The following is a 21,267-nucleotide window of genomic DNA, read 5'->3' on the forward strand; positions in this document are numbered from 1 at the left end:
CTATGTCTGCGTCCATCCTCGGCTCGTCAGCAACATAGACGAGTGTCGATGTGATGGGTGGTTGTGATGGCCAGGGTGCAGTTGGCGTTGAACGTGTCCGATGTGGACGCGGCGGTGGAGTTCTACTCGAAGCTGTTCGGAGTCGCGCCGGCGAAGCGCCGGCCGGGGTACGCGAACTTCGCCGTCGACGTGCCGCCGTTGAAGCTGGTGCTGATCGAGAACCCGGACGCCCGCGGCGCCGGCGTCGCCGGTGCGCTGAACCACCTCGGGGTCGAGGTCGAGTCCTCCGACGAGGTGGGTGCCGCGACCGCGCGGCTTTCGGGCGCCGGGTTGGACACGGCGGTCGAGGAGAACACCGCCTGCTGTTACGCGGTGCAGGACAAGGTGTGGGTCGATGACCCGGACGGCGCGCCGTGGGAGATCTACACGGTGCTCGCCGACATCGCTGAGAGCACCGGCACGCAGCTGCGTACCGTCGAACCGGGCGACGGTCCGGGTTCCGCGTGTGACTGCGGGCCGGTCTGCGCTCCCACGGTGACGATCGAACCGGCCCCCGCCGGCGCGACCCGCTGACACCGGACGTGTCGGACAACGGGGAGAGCCAGCCGCCGCTGGTGCGGCGCCTCGCCGCCGAAGCGGTGGGCAGCATGCTGCTCGCCGCCCTGGTCATCGGGTCGGGAATCGCCGCACAACACCTCAGCCCCGACCAGACCGGCCTGCAACTGGTCGAGAACGCCGCGGCGACCGCCGCCGGCCTCTACGCGATCATCCTGATGGTTGGGCCGGTGTCCGGGGCGCACTTCAACCCGGTCGTGACCGCGGTAGACGCGGCGTTCGGCGGGTTGAAGTGGCGGGACGCCGCAACCTACCTGCCCGCCCAGGTCGCCGGCTGTATCGCGGGGGCGGTGCTGGCGAACCTGATGTTCGACCAGCCGGCCGTATCGATCTCGACGCACCATCGGGCATCCGGGGCGCATCTGCTGGCCGAGGTCGTCGCGACCGCCGGTCTCATCCTGCTGATCTTCGCTCTGGTGCGGTCCGGGCGCGGCGAACGGGCCCCGGCCGCGGTCGGCGCCTACATCGGCGCGGCGTACTGGTTCACCAGCTCCACCAGTTTCGCGAACCCGGCGATCAGCGTCGGGCGGATGTTCTCCGACACCTTCGCCGGCATCGCCCCCGCCTCCGTGCCCGCCTTCGTCGCCGTCCAGGCGGTGGGTGGGCTGGTCGGGTACGGGCTGGTGCGCCTGTTCTACCCACCGATCCCGAGCACCCCGGCGCAGGCCGCCCAGGTCCTGCTCCCACACCCCGACACGGCCGCCGCGGCGAACGGTGCCGCCCAGCCACGTCTTCCTGGAGGTGTCTCATGACCACCCCGACCGACTCGACCGACTCCGGCGGTTTACCGGGTCTGGACCCGGTGACCGCACGGGCGCTGTCCGCGAGTGCGGCCCGGCTCGCCTACAACTACGACACCACCTTCCCGGCGAGCGAGGTCGAGGAGGTGCTCCTCGACTCCTACCGCCAGCTCGCCCGCACCGCCCGGGTCACCCTGTTCCTCCCGACCCTGGCGGAACGGCTGACCCGGGAACGCCTCGAAGCGCTCGGTGCGACCCGCGGACTGATCGCCAAGCGGGTCCCCGAGGTGCTGTTCGTCTGCGTTCGTAACGCCGGCCGCTCCCAGATGGCCGCCGCGCTGACCCGGCACTACGCCGGGACTGCGCTGCACATTCGTACCGGCGGCTCCGACCCGGGCGAGCACATCCATCCCGAGGTGGTCGCGGCGATGAAGGACATTGGTCTGAGCCTGGACGAGGAGTTCCCCAAGCCGCTGACCGATGACATCCTCGCCGCCGCCGACGTCGTCATCACGATGGGTTGCGGGGACCGCTGCCCCTACGTCCCCGGCAAACGCTACGAGGACTGGCCGATCGACGACCCTGACGGCGCGCCGGCCGATCAGGTCGCCGCCGTCCGCGACGACATCGACCGGCGGGTCCGCGGGCTGATCGCCAGCATGCTCCCCGAGCTCACCCTGCCCGACCCCCGCTGACCCTCACGCGCGGCCCGCCCCGGCCGCGCACGCCCACCTGGTCGAAAGGACCTGCCTGTGTCCGAGAAGCCCTCGGTGCTGTTCGTCTGCGTCCACAACGCCGGCCGTTCCCAGATGGCCGCCGGCTGGCTCACCCACCTCGCGGCCGGGAAGATCGAGGTCCGTTCCGCCGGCTCCATGCCCGCGGAGCAGATCAACCCGACCGCCGTCGCCGCGATGAGCGAGGTCGGTATCGACATCACCGCCGAAACCCCGAAGATCCTCACCGTCGAGGCCGTCCAAGCCTCTGACGTGGTCATCACCATGGGCTGCGGTGACACCTGCCCCGTGTTCCCCGGCAAACGCTACGAGGACTGGAAACTCGATGACCCCGCCGGGCAGGGCATCGACGCGGTCCGACCGATCCGCGACGACATTCGCGCCCGCGTCGAGAAGCTGATCGGCGAGCTCCTGCCCGCCGGCCGCTGACACCCGGGCCACACCACACGGCCGCTCTCACCGAACAGCCGGCGGCTCCCGTGCTCACGGGAGCCGCCGGACACCCCTGCCCGCGTTCTTCGAGCTGCCCTGGAAGAGCCCTACACAGGGAGGAGCCGCGGAACGGCGCGGACGTAGACGACCATGCCGACGACCTCGACGAGGGTCTGGGTGACGACGGCGACGGCGGCGACGGCGAGGTGGTCGGGCAGAGCGAGCGCGAGCGGGAGCACGACGAGGGAGTTGCGGGTCGCGCCGGTGAACACGATCGCGCGGCCGGCGGGGACGTCGAGACGGAACAGGCGAGCGACGGCGAGCCCGGCGAAGGCCATCACCAGCAGGAACAGGACGTAGAAGGGCACCAGCCGGGCGATGTCGGCGAGGTTGTCGTCGAGCTTGGGGACCTGGGAGGCGACGACCGTGACCAGGGTTGCCACCATCAGCGGCACCATGGTCGTCCCCGCCACCGCCATGACGGCCTGCCCGCGGGGCCGGCGGGCGGCCCATGCCTGGACTGTCCAGGCCAGGGCGAGCGGGACGACGATCAGAAAGGTGAAGGCTTCGAGGAACGGGCCCGCGTCGACCACGTCGGCGAGCCCCGAGCCGAGGAAGGCCAGCAGGAACAGTGGAAGCAGCAGCATCTGCGCGACGAGCAGCAGCGGTGTCGCGGCGAGCAGCTGCTGGTTGCGCGCGCCAGCCAGGCCGCTGAACACGATGACGTAGTCGACGCACGGGCAGAGCAGCACCAGCAGGACGCCCAGCCGTAGCGCCTGGTCGTCGGGCAGGACAGGGAACATCGCCGCCACGACAAGGGGAACAACCAGGAAGTTCACGGCGAGCGCGGCGCCGAGGAACCGGCCGGCTCGCAGCGAGCGGACCAGCTCCGCGGCGGGGACCTGGAGGAACGTGACGAACAGCAACGCCGCCAGCACCGGGTTGATCGCGTGTTCGAACCCGGGGCTGGCGCCGGGCGCGGCCCAGCCGAGCAGGCCGCCGGCCGCGATCGCGGCGAGGTAGATCGCTATCTGGTGGCGTTCCATCGCCGCAACGACCCTGTCGATCACATCCAGCCCCCTGCCCTGTCCGACCTGGCCACCATGGCTGTCCGCTCATCCTGACCCAGCCGTTCCTGTGACGAAGCTGGCGGGCGGGCGGGCTTGCATCCGGTACCCAGGTACAGCCTTACCGTCGAGTCGAGGGCGCCAGCACACGGCGCCACCAGGCCCGACAGGAGAAGCTGATGCCCTTCACCATGAAGGTGCCGCACGTGGACGCCTGCACTCTGCCGACCGCCGCTCGACCGCTGCGGATCGCCGAGTTCGACGCCCTGTTCGCGACAGCCCTGTACCGGATAGAGCGCATCGATGCCCGCCACCTGCGGCTGACCCTGACCCGAGACGGCGGACTGGAAGACACCGTCCGCGACCTGACCGCCCGGGAAAGCCAGTGCTGCACCTTCTTCACCTTCACCATCACCCCCACCGGCGACCAGGTCGTCCTCGACGTCCAGGTACCTGACACGCAGACCGCGGTCCTCGACGGCCTCGTCACGCTCACCGCCGCCGCCGCCGCACCTACAGCCCGATGACCGGCGCAGGGTTGCGTTCCGGTGAGCTGGCCGCCGCGGCGGGGGTGAACCTCCAAACCGTGCGCTACTACGAACGACGCGGGCTGCTCGCCGAACCGGAACGCACCCCCGGCGGGCACCGGCTCTACCCAGCCGACGCGGTGACCCTGCTCGGCGTGATCAAGGCCGCGCAGCGGCTCGGGTTCACCCTCGACGAGGTCGCCGACCTGCTCGACACCGGCCGCCGCCGCCACCCCAGCGGCGCGCTGAAAGAGCGTGCCTTGGCGAAACTCGACGAGATCAACATCAAAATCCGCGACCTGGAGACGATCAGAGCCGCGCTGTCCGGCGTGGTCGAGGCCGGCTGCGACAGCCTCACCTACTGCACCTGCCCCGACTGCCCCCTGCCCTACGTCGAGATCGCGCGACGTCCACCCGACCATCCCGATGCCATCCCGCCCGGCCCAGCCAGCTCGCCCAGCCCTGTCGCCCTCACGAGGAGCCAGCCGTGACCCCCACGCCCACCGACCCACGTCCCGCCACGCCGCCTTCGACCGCCGCGGGACCGTTCGAGCTCCGGACGGCCACCGAGCAGCCCCCGGCCTCGGACCGATCTCGGACACCGCGCCGGGCCGCTGTCTCGGCGACCCTGGCGGTGCTCGCCTGCGCCGCGTGCTGCGCGCTGCCGCTGCTGATCGGCGCGGGGCTACTCACGGCCGGAGCCGCCGCCGCGGTCAACCAGACGCTGGTCGCCGCCGCGATCGCCCTGGCCGTCCTCGCGGTGGTGTTCCTGGGATGGCACCAGCGCCGCAGGACCACCGCATGCACCGTGACCGGCGGGGGGTCCTGCGGCTGCGGCGGAGGATGCGCCTGCTGACACCAGGCACGAAGACCATCAGTCGCCACCGGACCTGAACGCCCACCGCCGCGAGGCACGCACTGCTGACACCGCCAGGCCGCTGGGCCGATACTGACGCCCTCGACCCAGAAGGAGTTCGCCATGTCCGCACCGAGCCGTGGCGCTGCCGGCGACCCTTTCGCGGCCCTGAGCACGACGTTGACCGCCGCTCTGACCACCGGCACCCGCGAGGCGTTCACCGCGCTGCTGACCGAGGACGTCCGCTGGGGCGGCGAACACGGCGGCAACGAATGCACCAGCCGTGAACAGGCGGGCGACCACTACGCGGGCCTCCTRGCCGCCGGCATCACCCTCCAACTCGCCGAGCTTGGGACCGCCCCCAATGGCGAGGCCGCACAGGTCACCGCCCGATTGCAGATCCGGTCACCGGACGGCGACGAGTTCCCGCCGCAGATCACCATTCGACTCACACTGCGCGACGGTCTGATCGCCGACATCCGCGAACTCGACCCGCTGCCGACCGTCGAGGTGCTCTATTTCGACGGCTGCCCGAACCACGAGGCGTTCCTGCCGCACCTGACCGCACTGCTCGCCGAACACCACATCACTGCCCCGGTCACCCTGGTCCGCGTCCGAGACGACGAGGACGCCCAGGCCCACCATTTCCTCGGCTCACCCACCGTCCGCGTCAACGGCCAAGACGTCGACCCGGCCGCCGAGCGGCAGGCCCACGTGACGAAGGACGCGGCCAGCCGCTACGGGATGCAGTGCCGTGTCTACCGCACCCCCGACGGCACCGTCGGCGCCCCACCGGACGAGTGGATCATCGAAGCGCTGATCGGCGATCCCGCCCACGACGCCGCTGTCGATGCGATCCACAGCGGCGACGTGCCTGCCCTGCAACGGCTCCTGACCGAGAACCCCCGCCTCGCCTCGATCCGCTTGCAGCGGCACGGGGACCGCACGTTGCTGCACGTCGCCACCGACTGGCCAGGGCACTTCCCGAACGTCGCAGCCACCCTCACGGCACTCGTCGCCGCCGGGGCCGACCCGAACACCGGCGCCGTCGGAGAGCACCCCGAGACACCGCTGCACTGGGCGGCGAGCAGCGACGACGTCGCTGCTATCGACGCCCTGCTCGACAACGGCGCCGACATCGACGCACCTGGCGCCGTCGTCGCCGGCGGCACCCCTATGGCCGACGCCACCGCCTTCGGTCAATGGGACGCGGCCCGCCGCCTCCTCGAACGCGGCGCCGGCACCAACCTCTTCGAAGCCGCCGCCCTCGGACTCGTCGCTGAAGTCCACCGGCATCTGCACACCAGCCAGCCGGCCGCGGAAGACATCACCAGCAGCTCTTGGGGCGCCTGTCACGGCGGCCACGTCGCCACCGCCGCAATGCTGCTCGACCACGGCGCCGACATCAACTGGGCCGGCTACGACGACCTCACCCCACTCGACACAGCTCGCCGCTCGGAGGCGGCCGATGTAGTCGAATGGCTCGAACAGCACGGCGGCACATCGGCCCAGCATTCCGCTTGACCCGGCGACAACGCGGACAACTGGTGCCAGAATCCGTCGAAGAAATCGGGCCAGATCTTGATGAAACACGGCACGGCCCATGGGCACCACGTCCTCCGTCCACAGGACGGCGGACGGTGACACCGGCGCYCAAATGTAAGGCGCCCGGTGAGGATCTTGACGTGCGGCAAGCCCACCGTCACGAGGTCGGTGACGGTGCCGAYGGCCGGGGCGTCCTGGCATCGACAGCGGGCCGAGCATCGCGGCGTAGCTGGGCCACGATGCTGCGGGCGGTGCCCGCACCGACGTGAAGCCGCTTGCGGAGCGTCTCGGCGGAGATCGGGCGGCGATGGAGCTGCCAATGTAGGACGTCTTCGGCGCGTGCCCGGTGAAGCAGGTCCTGGTACCGCGCGCCAGACCTGTTCCCGTCGTCCGTCACCTCGGCTGACGGCGTTCCCGCCCCGACCTGTGGACGAGTAGACCGTGGCACTCCGGGTTGAACTGCAAGGATCGACGCAGACGAGTCGCTCGCCGCCTCGCCGCCCAGCGTAGGTGCGCTTGCCGTCGTGGTCTGCATGGCCTGGAGCAGGCTCGGCCCGACCTCTGCCCACCCGATAAGAAGAAGCGGTCCGACCGCGTCGAACGCGGCTTTGCCGTAGTGGCCGGCGATGAGGGGTTCCGCAATGTTCAACGCGAGCGTTACAGCGCTGGAGAACATGAGTAGACGCCGCGCGGAACGAACCACCTCTGCTGGCCCGCCGTGCAGCAYGAGGTGTCGAGTGCCGAGCAGAAGGCCCACAACGGACAGATCGACCGCCRGTGCCACCAGGAACGCGACGTATGTCGGGACTCCCAGACGGACACCGAGCGTAGCGACGTTGCCGAGGCCGAACAGGAACGTCAATCCGACGACGATCCCCACGATCACGGTAACCAGACGGATCGCAGAGTCCGGACCCRCCAGGTCTACGGAACGTATGTTCGACTCGGTCAATGATGTTGTCGGCTGGGCGCTCACCGGGCATCGTCCCTGGTCAAGAGCCTCTTGGAGACCGGGCGGACGGTGATTTCTGGGCCCTGAACCAAGATCAGGCGGTTCTTATTGTGTTGCGTTAGGTCCACGAGCTGGCCCGCCGTGGTTGCCGACCTTTGGTCGGCTTCCCGGCGGGCCGCGATGTTTTCCGGGGGCGACCCCCGGACCCCCGAGCGGCCGGCGTGGATCTGGCCCGGGGTGGTCGGGTGGTGGTAGCCGGGGCCATGAGCCTCCGGGATCTTGCGGGCGCGATCCGGTGGCAGGGCGGTGGGATCATGGCGTCATCGGCGGTGGTGGCACGGTCTGGGAACGCCATCTGTCCGCGGCGCGTTACGTCCGGAGATCATCAAAGATTGCGATGACGTAGCGGAGCTGCTGACCCGCTACTGGCGGCTACGCGGCTGCCCGCCGGGCGACGATGGGAACCTGACCCCGGTCACACCGGCGACTTCATCCCGTCCTGCACCTCTGTAGCGAGCCTGGTGTCCRCTTCGCCGCAGGTCAACGCCGCGTTCTCGCGGGGTATACACTCGAAGTATATTTCTAGCGTATAGTGCCCTCGTGAGTGTTCCTTTGACCCTGCTGGGGCTGTTGGAGCGGGAGCCGAGTCACGGCTATGACCTCAAGCGCGTCTACGACGAGTTCTTCGGCCGGGGCAAGCCGCTGCCGTTCGGGCAGGTGTACGCCACGCTCGGCCGGTTGGCGCGCGACGGCAAGGTCATGGTCGGCGAGGCGGAGCCCGGCGACGGGCCCGACCGCAAGCGCTACGTCATCACCGAGACAGGGGCGACGGAGTTCGAGAGCTGGCTGACCGAACCGGTGGCCCCCGAACCCTCCCTGCAGACGGTGCTGTTCACCAAGGTCGTGCTGGCGCTGATGCTCGGCCGCGACGCCCAGCAGTACCTTGACGCGCAGCGCGCTGCCCACCTGCGGCGGATGCGCGAGCTGACCGAGCTACGGCGTACCGGCCCGCTCGTCGACGCACTGCTCGCCGACCACGGCCTGTTCCACCTGGAAGCTGACCTGCGCTGGATCGACCTGACCACGGCCCGGCTGGACGCGATCGCCGAGGCGGTGCGCTCATGACCGCCCTGATCGAGGCCCGCGATCTCACGCTCACTTTCGGTGAGACCCCTGCCCTGCGCGGCGCCAGCCTGACCGCCGATGCCGGCGAGGTACTCGCCCTCATGGGCCCGAGCGGTTCCGGCAAGTCCACCCTGTTGCACTGCCTGGCCGGCATCCTCACCCCCGACTCGGGGGAGGTGCACTTCAACGGCCGACGAATCGACACCATGAACGAGGCCCAGCGCAGCGAACTGCGCCGACGCACCTTCGGCTTCGTCTTCCAGTTCGGTCAGCTCGTCCCCGAGCTGACCGCCGAGGAGAACGTCGCTCTGCCATTGCTGTTCGGCGGTACCCGCCGGGCAGGAGCACTCGCCCAGGCTCGGCCCTGGTTCGCCCGGCTCGGCTTGGACGGCATGCAGCGGCGCCGTTCCGGCGAACTGTCAGGAGGCCAGGCGCAGCGTGTCGCGCTCGCCCGTGGCCTGGTGGCCCGGCCCCAGGTGCTCTTCGCCGACGAGCCGACCGGCGCACTCGACTCGCTCACCGGCGAACAGGTGATGGAACTGTTGGTGGGCACGGCCCGCGAGCAGGGCACGACCGTCATCCTGGTCACCCACGAGCCCCGGGTCGCTGCCTACGCCGACCGGGAGACCGTCGTTCGGGACGGCAAGGCCAGCACACTCGCGGCCGAACGGATCGCCCCGTGATCCTCTTCGCGCTCCGCCTCGCCGTCAGCGGCGGCCGCCACGCCCTCGCTCGGCTTGTGATGATCACTGCTGCCGTCGCCATCGGCGTGGGGCTGCTGCTGTCCACGCTCGCCAGCCTCAACGCCGTCGACCGGTCGAACGCCCGGCAGCTCTGGTACAACACCGGCGCTGCCAGTCGGACCGAGACGGCCTCGGTGGACCCGCTGTGGTGGCGGGCCCACCGCGACTTCTACGACGGCAAGTCGCTCATCGAGATGGATGTCGCTGCCACCGGGCCGACCTCGCCCGTCCCGCCGGGCCTCGGCAGGCTTCCGGCCCCCGGTGAGTACTACGCCTCGCCGGCGCTTGCCACGCTGCTGCACGAGATTCCGGCGGCCCAGCTGGGCGACCGCATCCCGGGCCGGATGGTCGGCAGGATCGGTAAGGCCGCGCTTGCCTCCCCGGACTCGTTGGTGGCGGTCATCGGCCGCGCCCCGGCCGAGGTCAAGGCCGCGCCTGGGGCACGAGCAGTCACCACCATCGCCAGCATGCTGCCGCCCGCCTGCGACGATGCATGTCTCGGCGAGGGCGTGCGCGGTGACGCGATGACCCTCGTCCTCTCGGTGGTGGCAGGCGCGCTGATCTTCCCGATTCTGATCTTCACTGGGACCGCGACCCGCCTGTCCGCCGCGACGCGGGAGCAGCGTTACGCCGCGATGCGACTGGCCGGCGCCACCCCTCGGCAGATCTCGTTGATCGCAGCGGTCGAGTCCGCACTGGCGGCCACCGCCGGCACAGCCGTCGGCTTCGGTCTCTACCTCGCGCTGCGTCCGGTACTCGCCACAGTGCCGTTCACCAGCAGCCGCTTCTTCGCCGAGGATCTGACGCTCACCGCCTCCCAGGAGCTGGGGGCTGCCCTGGGCGTCCCGATGGCAGCGGCGATCGCAGCTCGCCTGGCATTGCGCCGGGTCACAATCTCCCCGCTGGGCGTGACCCGCCGGGTGCCCCCACGTCCGCCCCGGGCCTGGTGGCTGGTCCCATTGCTGGCCGGTCTCGGGGAACTCGCCTTCTTCGTCGCCCGCCGTCCGGCGACCACCAACGGCCAGACGGCTGCCTACCTCGGCGGCTTCCTCCTGGTGATGCTGGGCCTGGTGGTCGCGGGGCCGTGGCTCACCATGGCCGCGGCCCGGGTAGTCGCACGGCGCACCAGCCGTCCGGCGACTCTGATCGCGGCGCGCCGGCTCGCGGACGACCCGAAGGCAGGCTTCCGCTCGGTCAGCGGACTGGTCCTGGCCCTGTTCGTCACCACGGCGACGGTCAGCATCATCGGAACCATCGACCACAACCGCGGGGTGCTCAGCGGTGATCCGCAGACCCGGGTCGCGGTAGTGGACGGTGCGCAGCCCGGTGACCCGCCGATGACAGGCGCCATGCCGGACCGGCTCCTCGCGGACATCCGGGCAGTCCCGGGCTTCCGGGGCCTCGGCATCGTCCACGCCAACCCCCACAAGATCGGAATGGATCCGGCGGATCCCCGGCCATGGGCGCCCGGCCTGGTGGTCTRCACCGACTTGGTGCAAATCCCGGTCATCGGCCGCTGCCCGCCCGGGGCGGGCAGCGCGGCCGTGCCGCTCTTCACGTTCCTCRACGTCCAGTCGAACAGCACCCGGCAGTGGCCCTCCGCCACGATCTCCCCGGAGCAGGCCGCCAAACTGCCCGTACAGATGCTCTACGTGACCACCGACGGGTCGACGGCGGCCATGGAGCAGACCCGGACCCTGCTGACCAGGACCTACCCGAACTACATGGCCCGCACGGTCAACGACTGGGGCTCCCACCAGCAACAGGAGTTGGCCAGCTGGCGCCAGCTGGCCAATGTGGTGCTACTGACCACCCTGCCGATCGCGGGCGCCAGCCTCGCGGTCAGCATCGTCGCGGGCCTGTCCGAACGCAGGCGCCCCTTCGCGAGCCTGCGGCTCACCGGCGCGCCCCTACGACTGTTGCAGCGAGTCGTCGGCCTGGAAAGCGCGCTGCCGCTGCTGGCCGGAGCCGCCCTCTCGATCGGAACAGGCTTCGCCGCCGCGGCCATGTTCCTGAAATCCCAGATGGAATACGACCTGATCTCGCCAGGCGCGGCGTACTACACGCTCGTCGTCCTCGGTCTGGCCGCGGCGCTGGGAATCATCACCTCGACCCTGCCCCTGCTCAAGCGGATCACAGGCCCGGAGGCCACGCGTAACAGCTGATGCTTCCCGCCACGCCCCCACCGCGACGGAGCCCAACTGTGGCCTGCCCTATCCGTCGTCCGGATTCGGTGGATGAGCGACGACCGACCTTGCCCCGTCCGTCCGGATCGCCGCGTTCGAGGCTGCCCCGCAACGCGTCGTCCGGCGAAGTCTCAGGCGCCCAGCCGCAAGACGGCCAGTATTGGAACGACCCTGCCATGCCTCGGACCGCCGGCCGGTTTCAAGGCCGGCGGACGCTCCGTCAGCGCGTCATGGCAGCAGTGCGACCGGTTTCGTGAGGCGGACGACCGAGAAGTGCCGCCGGTCGAGGGTCGCGATGGCATCGGCACCGAGCCGTTCGGTGATCGCGAGAACGGAGGCGTCGACGGCACCGAGTGGGAAGTCGCTGTACTTTTCGACCAGTTCGACCATCCGGGCGAGGTCCTGGCGAGCCAGCGGGATCAGGCTGATCTGTCCCGTGCTGATGGAGCGCAGGAATGCGGCTTCGGCGCGGGTGCCTTTCTCCCGTTCGAGCATGAAACAGACTTCGGTCAAGACAGGATAGGGAACGAGTAGCGGCCGGGGCGTGCGCCGCATGAGCGCGACGCTGCGGGCGTGGTGCTCGTCGTCGGTGTCGGCGGCGGCGATCAGCGGCCCGGTGTCCCAGACAATCACTCGGGGTCGCGCCCCAGTTCCGCGCGCAGGATCTCAGCCGAACGGGCGGCGAGATCGCCCTTGCCGCTGGCCAACGCACCTACGAAATCCGGTAGTGGCCACTCGTCGCCGCCGCTCTCGGCGGGCGCGCTCTCGCGCACGAGAGCCAGGATCGGCGCCACGTGCGACTCGGGCAGGCGGTCGATCAGACTGTGCAGCTCGTCCCGCAGAGTACTCACCCATCGAGGATACGACCGACGCGTGGCCAGCCACCGAGATCCGCCGGGACGCGAGCTGCACGGCGGATCTCAGCCCCGCACGGCCGCCACGGTCGCGGTGTGGGCCGCGCCGACGACGTAGACCAGGTTCTGGCCGGTGAGGTCTTGGCGGAACTCCGCCGAGTCTCCGTAGCCGGCGTCGGCGAGGACCGGGCGGGCACACCATCCGGTGAGTTCGGCTGGGGCTTGCCGCCAGGGATGCGGCGCCAGGCCAGGACGAGGGCGACACACCCCTGACGGGACGACGGGACCCGCTTGGCGCCGCCAACGGGACCGCAGCGTCCAGACCCGCCAGACCTACGGAACGCGTGTTCGATTCTGGCGATGATGTCGCGAGTCGAGTGCTCACTCGGCATCGCCCCTGGTCGGGAGCCTCGCAGAGACCGGGCGGACGATGATCTCAGGGCCCTGAACCAAGATCAGGAGGTTCTTATTGTGTTGCGTCAGGTCCACCACGATGCGTAACAATGCCCTGACCTGGGCAAATAGGTAAAACCTATGAGATCTGATGGTTGATCAAATGGGAGATGTCCAGGTCGGGGTATTGATCGTTTGGTTCGATCCCTGAACGTGCCGGCGGACCTTGGTTACGGGGCGTAGTTGCGGCGGGGGGGTCGGCAAATGGCATCGACCGTCGGCGTGTACTCCGAGGCGCTCTTGGGGGCGATCTGGCAGCGGACGTTGTCCGCTGACGGATCGGTCGGCGGAATGGCCTCCTGTGTCACCGACACCGGAAGCCCCATTCGATGAGGTACCGCAGGCCTGAACATCTACCAGCAAGGCAACGGCGCGAAGCTCGTCGCCCGTCGGTCGACCCTGGATCGGCCGATTTCTGCTTCCGGTGGACCGGTACAAGGCAGGAAGCCCAAGCCCACCCGCGAGCCAAGGGCGCCGAGATCATCGACGACGGGCTGGCCGCGCCTTTCCGTCGACAGAAAGCCAGAAATGTTGATCTACTTCGAAGATCCTGGCTGCAGTCAGTCGGTCATCGCGTCGCGGACGAACGCGGTGTCGACGAACTGTTCGAAGCGGACGATCTGGCCGCCGCGGACGGTGAAGTGGTGGGCGACGCGGACGTCGAGGGGTTTGCCGGTGTTCTTGTTCACTGCGGTGTAGCGGGCCAGGACGACGACGTTTTCACCGTCGACGATGTAGGTGTCGTCGTGGGCGGTCCAGTGGTCCCAGTCTTGGGCGAGCCGTTCCATGACACCCGCGGTGACGCCTTCGGGGGTGCGGTAGGTGCCGGCGAGGGGAAAGCCGGCCATCTCGGTCCACTCCACGTCCGGAGCGAGGCTGGCGCGCAGGGCTTGCAGGTCGCCGGCGGCGGAGGCCAGGTACTGGCGGCGTACGACGTCGGCGGGCGCGGTGGAGGCGGCGAAGTCGGTGGCCTGTGCGGTCATGGTCGTCAGCCCCAGGTCATCTCGCCTTTGGCGACCTTGGCTCCGATTTGCGCGGCGATCAGCATGCCGTGGCCGGGGTAGCGCCGCACGAGGGCGTCGGTCAGCGCGGCGCCGTCGGCGGCGCCCGCGCGTTCCTCCTCGAAGACGGTGAGGTAGTCGCGGGTGGCGGTAATGGCGGAGGTGTCGGCGGGGGTGTCCGGCAGGCGGTGGCCGGGCACGACCAGCCGCGGTTTGAGGGCGGCCATGTCGTCCAGCTGCCTGATCCAGGAGGCCCGCTGCTGCGGGGTGGGGCTGTCGGCGACCCAGACGTGCTCCTGCTGGAACAGCAGCACGCCACCGAGGATCGCACGCTGTTCGGCCTGCCACAGATAGTGGCGGTCGGGCAGTTCAGCCGAGCCGCCCTTCAGTTCGAAACGGTGGTCTTCCAGCGTGAGGCCGCCGCTCAGCGGGGCCAGGTCGACCAAGCGGGTGGGCAGGTTCGCGCCGAGCGCCGCCCACGCCTTGAGCTTGCCCTCGTAGGAGCGGTGGATGTGCTCGATGACCGGCTCGGTGGCGACGAGGCGCGCATCGGGAAAGGCGTCGGCGAGCACCTCGGCGCCGAAGTAGAAGTCCGGGTCGCCGTGGCTGACGACCACGGTGGTCAACCTCTTGCCGGAGTCCAGCACCGCGGCCGCCAGCCGGTGGCCATCCGCGCGCGTGAAGCCGGCATCGACCAGCAGTGCCTCGTTCTCACCCGTGACGAGGGTGGCGGTCTTGTTCTTGCTGCCTACGGGAAAGTCCAGGTCGAAGACGGTGAAGTCCAGGGTGCTCATGCGAGTGCTCCTTTGTTCCGTGGGACGGACGGAGACGGACGGAACGTTCAGCGGGTGCCGGTGCGCAGCGTGGCCAGGCGCTGGTCGACCTCGCCGACGGTGGCGTGGCCGCGGGCCAGCGCGGTGACGCGCTCGCCGTCAAGGGCGAGCAGGGTCGGAAAACTGGTGACGCCCAGCTCGGCGGCGAGGCGGAAGTCCGCCTCGGCCGCGGCCTGTGTCTCGGGCGCCCAGAAGGCGGCGACGACGGCATCGCCGTCCAGCCCGGCCTCTTCGGCGACCTTCCGATAGGTGGCCGGATCGGACAGACTGCGCCCGTCGACGTAGAAGGCCCGCTGCAGGGCCGCCGCGAGTTCCACCGCCTGTCCCGGGGCGGCCTGACGCAGGGCGGCCACACCACGGGCGGCGGCCTCGGAGTCCATGACGAAGGAACCGTCAGAGATCAGCCGATCGTAGGCGTCACCGAACTCCGCCCCGGTCAGCTCGCTGATCTTGGCGTTCGCTCCCTGCACGTAGCCAAAGGCCCGGATCGGTACCCGACGCTYCCCAGTGAACAGGCCACCCGAGACGACCTCCATCGACAGCCCGGGATGGCGGTGAAGGACCTCGCGCACCGTGTCGGAGAACCCGTGCGACCAGCCACAATAGGCATCGAAAACGTAGACAAATTTCACCGAGAACCTCGCCAGGGTGCGACGCATCGTCCGATGCGAGCGATTCACCTGACAGAACAGTATCTGACCAGTCAGATATTTCGAGATTTGGCGAGTGACCTCCGACACACTCAGGTCTCCGGTGCCACCGCATCGGCGCTCCCGCGCCGGCTGCGGCTCAGGGTAGACGCGGCAGCGTGTCCCGCGCCGTATGGCTGAGAATGCGGAGGTCTTCCGCGAACCGTTCGCGGTCCGCTACGGGGAGTGGCTCCAGGAAGTACCGCCTGATGTTCTCCACATGGATCCGGGAAGCACGGACAGCGGTCTCTTCACCGAGAGGAGTGAGTCGAACCAGCCTCCCACGCCGGTCACCGGGGGCTTCCGTACGTTCGACAAACCCGGCCGCCTCCATACGGTCCACCAGCCGCGTCACACCACCCGTGGTCAACACCTGCTCCTGGGCGATGGACCGCATCGACAGCCCCGGCTCGCCCGCCCGCCCCAGGATCAGCAGCACCTCGAACATCAGATGGYTGATCCCGCACTCCTCCTCCAGTGCTCGCCCGAGCAGATACCCCAGCCGGTTGGCCGCCCCCTGCAACCGTCCGAAGGCCAAGATGAGACTGTCATTCGCGGCGTCTCTTGCCGTCGAGATCCCCATCCGCTCATGAACAGGTCCCCTGTCTACGTCGTCGCCACTGGCACCCACACACCGATCATGCCGTGGTGCAAGCCGGAGAACAGAGCCATCCCCACCCTGCCAGCAGGCAGGCCGACCCAGCCAGGATCAGACGCGAGCTGGGCGTTCGCCTACGCCGCACCGGTTCTGCTCTCGTACGGAGATCTCGGTCAGATCACGGACATGCCCCCGTCCACGACGAAATTCGCGCCGGTGATGAAGGACGCCTCGTCGGAGGCGAGGAGAACCGCCAGGTCGACAACCTTGACCGGCTGGCCCGGACGCGGGATGAGGTCCCCACCGAACAGGGCCTCCCGGACCTCCGGGACCGCGAACTGCTCCGCCGCGCCTGGCGTCTCGATCGTCCCCGGGCTGATCGCCACCGCCCGGATCCCACGCGCGGCACCCTCCGCCGCGGCCTGCCGGGTGAACGGAGATTGTCGTATTCGACGGCCGGGCCGAGATCGCCCGCCGCGAACGCCTGTCCGGGAAGCCGACCTCACGCCTCGAACTCGATCGCTCCTGGAGCTGCTGCTCCGCAAACCCGGCGCGCTGCCCGGAGCGACGGTGCTCGAACAGGCCCGCGCAGCGGGCAAGTTTCCTCCGGTCCACGACGCCTTATGGACCGCCGCCCGCAAGGCCCACCGTGACATCAAGGGAACCCGCGTGCTGATCGGGGTGCTGCTGCTGGGTCGGCACCTGCCCGCCGAGCACTTCGCCGCGGGCCTGGCCGCCGCGCGGCGCGCCGACGCGGTCGTGTTGGAGCAGGCAACCTCTCGCCCTCATGCAGAGCGGCCATGGCGCATCGCCGGGAGGAGTACCTCTTCGACGATGGCGTCGATGACATCGTCCGGCAGTTCCCCAGCGAGAATGAATTCGTGCCGGGCCAGGTCTAGGGGAAGCGACAGCAGCCGCGGCGGCAGGTCGATGTCCGGCAGCTCGCCGCGGGCCCACGCACGCTCGATCACCGGGGCGGTGGCCTCGATACCCCGGGTCAGCAGCAACGAGCGCATGATGCCCATGGACGGCGGCTCGAGGTCAGCCAGCAGGCGCAGCATTGTCTCGCGGCCGACGACCTCGACCATCGAGCGCAGCTCATGGAGCAGGGCTTTGAGGTCCTTTTCCAGGCTGCCGGTGTCTGGTGCACGCGGGAGCACGAAGTCGTCGACCTTGGCCGCGAGCACCATCTCAGCCTTTGTCGGCCACCGCCGGTAGAGGACCGGTTTGCCGGTGCCGGCCCGAGCGGCGACGCCTTCGTAGGTGGTCCCGGCGTAGCCGTGTTCGGCGACCTCGGCCAGCACGGCCTCGCGGATGGCGCTCTCCAGCTCGGCGCCGCGTCGACGTGTGGCGGCCATCCCACTCCTTCAAAGCTACGTTGCGTTCCCTAAGGGCCGAGACTATCGTGCCCATGGGTTAAGGAACGTATCGTAACTTAAGGGAGTCCTCTATGGGCGCTACATCCCCCACCACCGGCTCCCCAGCGCCGGGCCGAACCCCCTCCGACGCGGTGCGCGTGGCCGGCGTCGTCGCGGGGCTGACGATCCTGCTCGGGGTGATGCTCACGGCGTTCGCCCTGCCTGCGGCGAACCTGAACCCCCACCATGTCGGCCTCGGTGTCGTCGGCCCGCCATCGGCCGTCACCGCAGCGCGACAGCAGCTCGAGAGCCGCGGTGACGCCTTCGACATCAAGACCTACGCCGACGCCGACGCCGCCCGGACCGCGATCCTGGAACGCAAGATCTACGGCGCCGTCATCCTGGACCCGGACGGCGTCCACACCCTCGTCGCCAGCGCGGCCAGCGTCTCGATCGCCGCCACCGCGCAGGGGGTCGGCGCCGGCATCGCGAGTGCCAGCGACGTCCCGGCCACCGTCACCGACATCCGCCCGTTTCCCTCCGACGACAGCCGGGGCGCCGGCCTCTCCGCCGGTGCACTGCCCCTGGCGCTGGGCGGCTGGATCGGCGCCACCGTGATCATGCTGGTCTTCCACACCCCGGGACGGCGCATGCTCACCGCCAGCATCTTCGCCGTCGTCGGCGGCCTGGGYCTGACCGCCGTACTCCAGTTCGGCATCGGAACCCTCGACGGGAACTATTGGCTGACTTCACTGGGCGCCATGCTGGGCATCGGCGCCACCGCATCGGCTGTGTTGGGTCTGCGCACGCTCTTCGGCGGCGCCGGGCTGGGCATCGCCGCGATCCTGCTCATCCTGCTCGGCAACCCACTGTCCGGCTTGAGTAACGCTCCAGAGTTGCTGCCCGAGCCCTGGGGTGCGATCGGGCAACTGCTGCCGCCCGGAGCCACCGGCGCCCTTATCCGTGATCTCGCCTTCTTCGATGGCCACGGCGGCCTTCACGCCGTCCTCACCCTGACCGCCTGGCTCGTCGGCGGAGCGGTGTTCCTCGCCCTCGGTGTCGCCCGCCACCGCAACCAACCCGACCCCGAGACGCCAGAACACGAGATCGAAGAAGCCTTTTCCACCGCCTAGCAATCACGCAGGCAGGTCGGCCTGCGTCACCGGGCCACCATCAACCTCGACGGCCGTCACCTCCACGCCCCACGGCCACCCGATCACCTCATGTCAGCACAGGTCGCATGCATGAGCAGAGCATCAGCGGGAACTCCTCGTGGTTGTGGCCTTCAACCACTCCGGCCCGACCACCCCGTCGCCGGCCTGACCGAGAAGCGTCAGACGCCGACCTGTCCTCGGTGGCCTGATCAATGAATAGGAACGAGCCGCCTAAAATGTCGCGCCGTGCCGGAACATCCACGCACACGTTGCGCCCACATGGGCCGGGGTGCGGCCGGCGACACCTCGATATAACAGTAATTATCCTCCTTTCCTGGGCGCGGAGGCGCTTCGGCCACGAAGGTCTGCTGCATTGGCGAAGTCCGCCATCATGCGACGGCCGATCGGTCATGATCGAGTGATGCGTTGCCGTCGTGTCCGTCCACCGGCCCCGACATCAGAGTTCGCCGGATTCCGGTTTCCACCCGAGGTGATCGTGCTGGCTGTTCGCTGGTACCTGCGGTTCGCGCTGTCGTACCGGGACGTCGAGGAACTACTGGCCGAACGTGGCATCGAGGTTGATCACGTCACGGTGTACCGGTGAGTGTAGCGCTTCGCGCCCCTGCTGGTCGAGGCGGCCCGGCAGTGCCGGCACCGGCCCGGGGACAGATGGTTCATCGACGAGACCTACGTCAAGGTCTCCGGCCGCTGGACCTACCTCTACCAGGCGGTCGACCAGTACGGCCAGGTCATCGACGTTCTCGCCAGTACCCGCCGCGACCAGGCCGCCGCCCGCCAGTTTTTCACCCAAGCCCTGGCTCACGGCCGGCGGCCGGTCGAGGTCACCACCGACAAAGCACCCATCTACCCGCGCATCCTCGACGAGTTCTTGCCTGAGGCCTGCCATGTCAATGCCGCCCGGGAGAACAACCGGATCGAGGCCGACCATGGTCGACTCAAAGCCCGGCTCCGGCCGATGCGCGGACTGAAACGACCCCGTTCTGTCCAGACGATCAGCGCCGGCCACGCCCTCGTGCAGAACATCCGCCGCGGCCACTACGAGCTCGCCGATCGACACTAACCCGAGGCTGAGGGTGGCAGCCGCGTTCACCGAACTCGCCGTCGCCGTCTGACCAGCGCGCGCCGAGGCCCGCTGGCATGCGCTGCTTCCTCACAACGCAACAGCGCCCGCCTGGATCCACCGCTTCAGCGCCTCGACCATGTTCTCCGGCGCCGTGTTGAAGCACAGCCGCATCCCGGGCGCAGTCTCGATGAGGACGTTGACCAGCCGCTCGAACAGCAGGGTGTGCTCCGGCAGCATACGTACGCCACCACCGATCATCGCCAAGCCGAACGCATGCTCCCGGAGATGTTCCCGGACGATCGCCTCGGCGCGGTCCGGAGAGGTGTCGATCAGGCACAGGACAGCGTCGAACCCCGCCTCACGCAGCGCCGCGTTCCCGGCCTCGGTCCGGGCGGTGAACACCGCCTCGTCGAGACCGTCGGGCATCTGGCTGTAGTCGAGCACACTCGGATGCAACCCGATACACAGTGCCTTCGTGTCCCTCTGTAGAGGAGTTGACGGCGTCGGCCGGCCCATGGGCGGTGCCCTCTCTGCTCGCGTCGCGGTGATCTTCCCGGTGTATCCCGGAAGCTGGGCGGAGGGCCCTCTCAGCTCGAGATCCCAGATGATCTCCGCCGGCACTCCGGCGCTCACAGCTCCCCGCCCCTCAACACCAACGGACAACTGCCTGGATCCCTCCCACGAGGCCCCGCCACCATGCTCTGAACCCCGTACGATCACCCGATCAGGCGGCCCGTTCGATCACGTCGCCCACCGATCGGTCTGCGGACGGCTTCTCAGCTCATGTTTCTGTGGTTACGGGCGAAGGACCAGCTTGCCGCGCGGGTGGCCGGCCTCGCTCAGTTCCTGGGCCTTGGCAGCGTCGGCGAGGGGGAAGCTCCGGTCGATACGGAGGCGCAGTCGGCCGTCGGCGGCGAGGCGGGCATAGTCGGCGAGCGCCGGCTGGAACTGGAGGCTGGGCCCAGTGGAGAGCGTGATGCCCAGTTCGGCGGCCCGCATGTCGGCGATGGTGACGATGCGGTCGGTGGTGCCGCCGCGCAGTTCAATGGAGGCTTCCAGGACGTTGTACCCCGCGGCGTCGTACACGGCGTCGATGCCCTGTGGAGCGGCGGCGCGGACCCGGTCGGCGAGGCCGTCGCCGTACGTGACGGGAGTGACGCCGAGGGAACGCAGGTAGTCGTGGTTGCCCTCGGATGCGGTCCCGATGACGGTCGCGCCGCGGGCGACAGCGAGCTGGACGCCGACGGAGCCCACGACGCCGGCGGCCCCGTGCACCAGCAGTGTCTCACCGACTGTCACCTTCAGGGTGTCCAACACACGGTGGGAGGTCTCGGCGGCGGCGGGCAGTGCGACGGCCGACTCCCATCCGAGGCCGGCAGGTTTGGGTGCAACGTCCACGGCCAGGGCGTACTCGGCGTAGGCACCGGTGACGGTGAAGCCCAGCACCTCGTCCCCCACCGAGATGTCGGTGACTCCCTCACCGACCTCGTCGACGATGCCAGCCGCTTCCGTGCCTGGGACGGCGGGAAAGGTCACGGGGAACACCTGCTGCAGCCAGCCGCGGCGGATCTGGTAGTCGATGGGGTTGACGCCGACGGCCACGATCTTCAGCCGGACCTGTCCGGGGGCTGCGTGCGGCTCCTCGACCTCCGCGAGCCGCAGGACCTCGGGGCCGCCGTACTCCTCGTACACGATCGCCTTCATGTATGTCACATCCCGTT

General features: G+C 69.3%; 24 protein-coding genes and 2 pseudogenes. 13 read left to right on the top strand and 13 right to left on the bottom strand.

Going from position 1 to position 21,267, the window contains the following annotated elements:
* Positions 1-66: 66 nt before the first annotated feature.
* From CC117_RS25700 to CC117_RS25715, 4 genes are read left to right on the top strand one after another with little or no spacing between them, the layout of a single operon-like run.
* The gene (locus CC117_RS25700) at positions 67-573 is read left to right on the top strand and encodes an ArsI/CadI family heavy metal resistance metalloenzyme (protein WP_071088532.1); all 507 of its coding nucleotides are present in this window, start codon (positions 67-69) and stop codon (positions 571-573) included.
* Between the two features lie 8 nt (positions 574-581).
* Positions 582-1,367: an aquaporin gene (locus CC117_RS25705; RefSeq protein WP_084132788.1), complete on the top strand. Its 786-nt coding sequence runs from the start codon at positions 582-584 to the stop codon at positions 1,365-1,367.
* On the top strand, positions 1,364-2,050 hold the full coding sequence (locus CC117_RS40175) for an arsenate reductase ArsC (protein WP_071088534.1): 687 nt from the start codon (positions 1,364-1,366) through the stop codon (positions 2,048-2,050). Before CC117_RS25705 ends, CC117_RS40175 begins: the two co-directional genes overlap by 4 nt.
* Before the next feature lie 57 nt (positions 2,051-2,107).
* Complete coding sequence (locus CC117_RS25715) at positions 2,108-2,518, top strand: arsenate reductase ArsC (RefSeq protein ID WP_071088536.1); 411 nt, start codon at positions 2,108-2,110, stop codon at positions 2,516-2,518.
* A gap of 110 nt (positions 2,519-2,628) precedes the next feature.
* Here the strand turns inward: CC117_RS25715 and CC117_RS25720 are convergent, their stop codons facing one another.
* On the bottom strand, positions 2,629-3,567 hold the full coding sequence (locus tag CC117_RS25720) for an arsenic resistance protein (RefSeq protein WP_071088590.1): 939 nt from the start codon (positions 3,565-3,567) through the stop codon (positions 2,629-2,631).
* Positions 3,568-3,767: 200 nt separating this feature from the next.
* Between CC117_RS25720 and CC117_RS25725 the strand changes: the two genes are divergently transcribed.
* The 4 genes from CC117_RS25725 (at position 3,768) to CC117_RS36695 (ending at position 6,495) form a co-directional block, all read left to right on the top strand.
* A complete protein-coding gene (locus tag CC117_RS25725) occupies positions 3,768-4,115 on the top strand; it encodes a hypothetical protein (protein ID WP_241830420.1) in 348 nt (115 codons plus the stop codon).
* The gene (locus CC117_RS25730; RefSeq protein WP_071088538.1) at positions 4,112-4,606 is read left to right on the top strand and encodes a MerR family transcriptional regulator; all 495 of its coding nucleotides are present in this window, start codon (positions 4,112-4,114) and stop codon (positions 4,604-4,606) included. The genes CC117_RS25725 and CC117_RS25730 overlap by 4 nt, the downstream gene beginning before the upstream one ends.
* Positions 4,603-4,971, top strand: coding sequence for a hypothetical protein (locus tag CC117_RS25735; RefSeq protein ID WP_071088541.1), 369 nt, complete (start codon positions 4,603-4,605; stop codon positions 4,969-4,971). Before CC117_RS25730 ends, CC117_RS25735 begins: the two co-directional genes overlap by 4 nt.
* A 123-nt stretch (positions 4,972-5,094) precedes the next feature.
* Positions 5,095-6,495, top strand: a complete 1,401-nt coding sequence (locus tag CC117_RS36695) for an ankyrin repeat domain-containing protein (RefSeq protein WP_116287903.1) — start codon at positions 5,095-5,097, stop codon at positions 6,493-6,495.
* 178 nt (positions 6,496-6,673) lie between these two features.
* Here CC117_RS36695 and CC117_RS39375 read toward each other — a convergent pair whose 3' ends face one another.
* Complete coding sequence (locus tag CC117_RS39375; RefSeq protein WP_071088542.1) at positions 6,674-7,492, bottom strand: hypothetical protein; 819 nt, start codon at positions 7,490-7,492, stop codon at positions 6,674-6,676.
* Positions 7,493-8,068: 576 nt separating this feature from the next.
* Here CC117_RS39375 and CC117_RS25750 point away from each other — a divergent pair.
* From CC117_RS25750 to CC117_RS25760, 3 genes are read left to right on the top strand one after another with little or no spacing between them, the layout of a single operon-like run.
* Positions 8,069-8,593 (top strand): PadR family transcriptional regulator, encoded by a 525-nt coding sequence (locus CC117_RS25750; protein ID WP_071088544.1) that lies wholly within the window; start codon positions 8,069-8,071, stop codon positions 8,591-8,593.
* Complete coding sequence (locus CC117_RS25755) at positions 8,590-9,276, top strand: ABC transporter ATP-binding protein (protein WP_071088546.1); 687 nt, start codon at positions 8,590-8,592, stop codon at positions 9,274-9,276. Before CC117_RS25750 ends, CC117_RS25755 begins: the two co-directional genes overlap by 4 nt.
* Positions 9,273-11,501, top strand: coding sequence for an FtsX-like permease family protein (locus tag CC117_RS25760; protein ID WP_071088548.1), 2,229 nt, complete (start codon positions 9,273-9,275; stop codon positions 11,499-11,501). The genes CC117_RS25755 and CC117_RS25760 overlap by 4 nt, the downstream gene beginning before the upstream one ends.
* A gap of 249 nt (positions 11,502-11,750) precedes the next feature.
* Here CC117_RS25760 and CC117_RS25765 read toward each other — a convergent pair whose 3' ends face one another.
* The 9 genes and pseudogenes from CC117_RS25765 to CC117_RS25805 form a co-directional block, all read right to left on the bottom strand.
* Positions 11,751-12,155: a type II toxin-antitoxin system VapC family toxin gene (locus CC117_RS25765; protein WP_071088550.1), complete on the bottom strand. Its 405-nt coding sequence runs from the start codon at positions 12,153-12,155 to the stop codon at positions 11,751-11,753.
* On the bottom strand, positions 12,152-12,373 hold the full coding sequence (locus CC117_RS25770) for a hypothetical protein (RefSeq protein WP_071088552.1): 222 nt from the start codon (positions 12,371-12,373) through the stop codon (positions 12,152-12,154). The genes CC117_RS25765 and CC117_RS25770 overlap by 4 nt, the downstream gene beginning before the upstream one ends.
* A 90-nt stretch (positions 12,374-12,463) precedes the next feature.
* Positions 12,464-12,691: pseudogene (locus CC117_RS39380) on the bottom strand (transposase); the annotation flags it as partial.
* Between the two features lie 698 nt (positions 12,692-13,389).
* Positions 13,390-13,812 carry a nuclear transport factor 2 family protein gene (locus CC117_RS25780; RefSeq protein ID WP_071088557.1) on the bottom strand — a complete coding sequence of 141 codons (423 nt, stop codon included), beginning with the start codon at positions 13,810-13,812 and terminating at the stop codon, positions 13,390-13,392.
* Between the two features lie 5 nt (positions 13,813-13,817).
* A complete protein-coding gene (locus CC117_RS25785) occupies positions 13,818-14,624 on the bottom strand; it encodes an MBL fold metallo-hydrolase (protein ID WP_071088559.1) in 807 nt (268 codons plus the stop codon).
* A 47-nt stretch (positions 14,625-14,671) separates the two neighbouring features.
* Positions 14,672-15,295: a DsbA family protein gene (locus CC117_RS25790; RefSeq protein WP_071088595.1), complete on the bottom strand. Its 624-nt coding sequence runs from the start codon at positions 15,293-15,295 to the stop codon at positions 14,672-14,674.
* 157 nt (positions 15,296-15,452) lie between these two features.
* On the bottom strand, positions 15,453-15,935 hold the full coding sequence (locus CC117_RS25795; protein WP_071088561.1) for a MarR family winged helix-turn-helix transcriptional regulator: 483 nt from the start codon (positions 15,933-15,935) through the stop codon (positions 15,453-15,455).
* Positions 15,936-16,123: 188 nt separating this feature from the next.
* Complete coding sequence (locus CC117_RS40690) at positions 16,124-16,336, bottom strand: SDR family oxidoreductase (protein ID WP_241830421.1); 213 nt, start codon at positions 16,334-16,336, stop codon at positions 16,124-16,126.
* A 399-nt stretch (positions 16,337-16,735) separates the two neighbouring features.
* A complete protein-coding gene (locus CC117_RS25805; RefSeq protein ID WP_071088563.1) occupies positions 16,736-17,308 on the bottom strand; it encodes a TetR/AcrR family transcriptional regulator in 573 nt (190 codons plus the stop codon).
* Positions 17,309-17,400: 92 nt separating this feature from the next.
* Between CC117_RS25805 and CC117_RS25810 the strand changes: the two genes are divergently transcribed.
* Both CC117_RS25810 and CC117_RS25815 read left to right on the top strand, forming a co-directional pair.
* Positions 17,401-18,441 (top strand): SNG1 family protein, encoded by a 1,041-nt coding sequence (locus tag CC117_RS25810; protein ID WP_241830422.1) that lies wholly within the window; start codon positions 17,401-17,403, stop codon positions 18,439-18,441.
* Between the two features lie 442 nt (positions 18,442-18,883).
* Positions 18,884-19,595, top strand: a pseudogene (locus CC117_RS25815) (IS6 family transposase).
* Positions 19,596-19,633: 38 nt separating this feature from the next.
* Here CC117_RS25815 and CC117_RS25820 read toward each other — a convergent pair.
* Positions 19,634-19,990 carry a hypothetical protein gene (locus tag CC117_RS25820; RefSeq protein ID WP_198541987.1) on the bottom strand — a complete coding sequence of 119 codons (357 nt, stop codon included), beginning with the start codon at positions 19,988-19,990 and terminating at the stop codon, positions 19,634-19,636.
* 351 nt (positions 19,991-20,341) lie between these two features.
* Positions 20,342-21,250, bottom strand: coding sequence for an NADP-dependent oxidoreductase (locus CC117_RS25825; protein WP_071088567.1), 909 nt, complete (start codon positions 21,248-21,250; stop codon positions 20,342-20,344).
* Between the last annotated feature and the right edge of the window lie 17 nt (positions 21,251-21,267).

This window comes from Parafrankia colletiae, assembly GCF_001854655.1.
GTDB classification, from domain to species: Bacteria; Actinomycetota; Actinomycetes; order Frankiales; family Frankiaceae; genus Parafrankia; species Parafrankia colletiae.

What these genes read in the sequence shown, in the direction of transcription:
- CC117_RS25700 (WP_071088532.1), top strand. Translation starts at nt 67, where the DNA reads ATGGCCAGGGTGCAGTTGGCGTTGAACGTGTCCGATGTGGACGCGGCG.
- CC117_RS40175 (WP_071088534.1), top strand. Translation starts at nt 1,364, where the DNA reads ATGACCACCCCGACCGACTCGACCGACTCCGGCGGTTTACCGGGTCTG.
- CC117_RS25720 (WP_071088590.1), bottom strand. Translation starts at nt 3,567, where the DNA reads ATGGAACGCCACCAGATAGCGATCTACCTCGCCGCGATCGCGGCCGGC.
- CC117_RS25725 (WP_241830420.1), top strand. Translation starts at nt 3,768, where the DNA reads ATGCCCTTCACCATGAAGGTGCCGCACGTGGACGCCTGCACTCTGCCG.
- CC117_RS25730 (WP_071088538.1), top strand. Translation starts at nt 4,112, where the DNA reads ATGACCGGCGCAGGGTTGCGTTCCGGTGAGCTGGCCGCCGCGGCGGGG.
- CC117_RS25755 (WP_071088546.1), top strand. Translation starts at nt 8,590, where the DNA reads ATGACCGCCCTGATCGAGGCCCGCGATCTCACGCTCACTTTCGGTGAG.
- CC117_RS25780 (WP_071088557.1), bottom strand. Translation starts at nt 13,812, where the DNA reads ATGACCGCACAGGCCACCGACTTCGCCGCCTCCACCGCGCCCGCCGAC.
- CC117_RS25785 (WP_071088559.1), bottom strand. Translation starts at nt 14,624, where the DNA reads ATGAGCACCCTGGACTTCACCGTCTTCGACCTGGACTTTCCCGTAGGC.
- CC117_RS25805 (WP_071088563.1), bottom strand. Translation starts at nt 17,308, where the DNA reads ATGGCCGCCACACGTCGACGCGGCGCCGAGCTGGAGAGCGCCATCCGC.
- CC117_RS25825 (WP_071088567.1), bottom strand. Translation starts at nt 21,250, where the DNA reads ATGAAGGCGATCGTGTACGAGGAGTACGGCGGCCCCGAGGTCCTGCGG.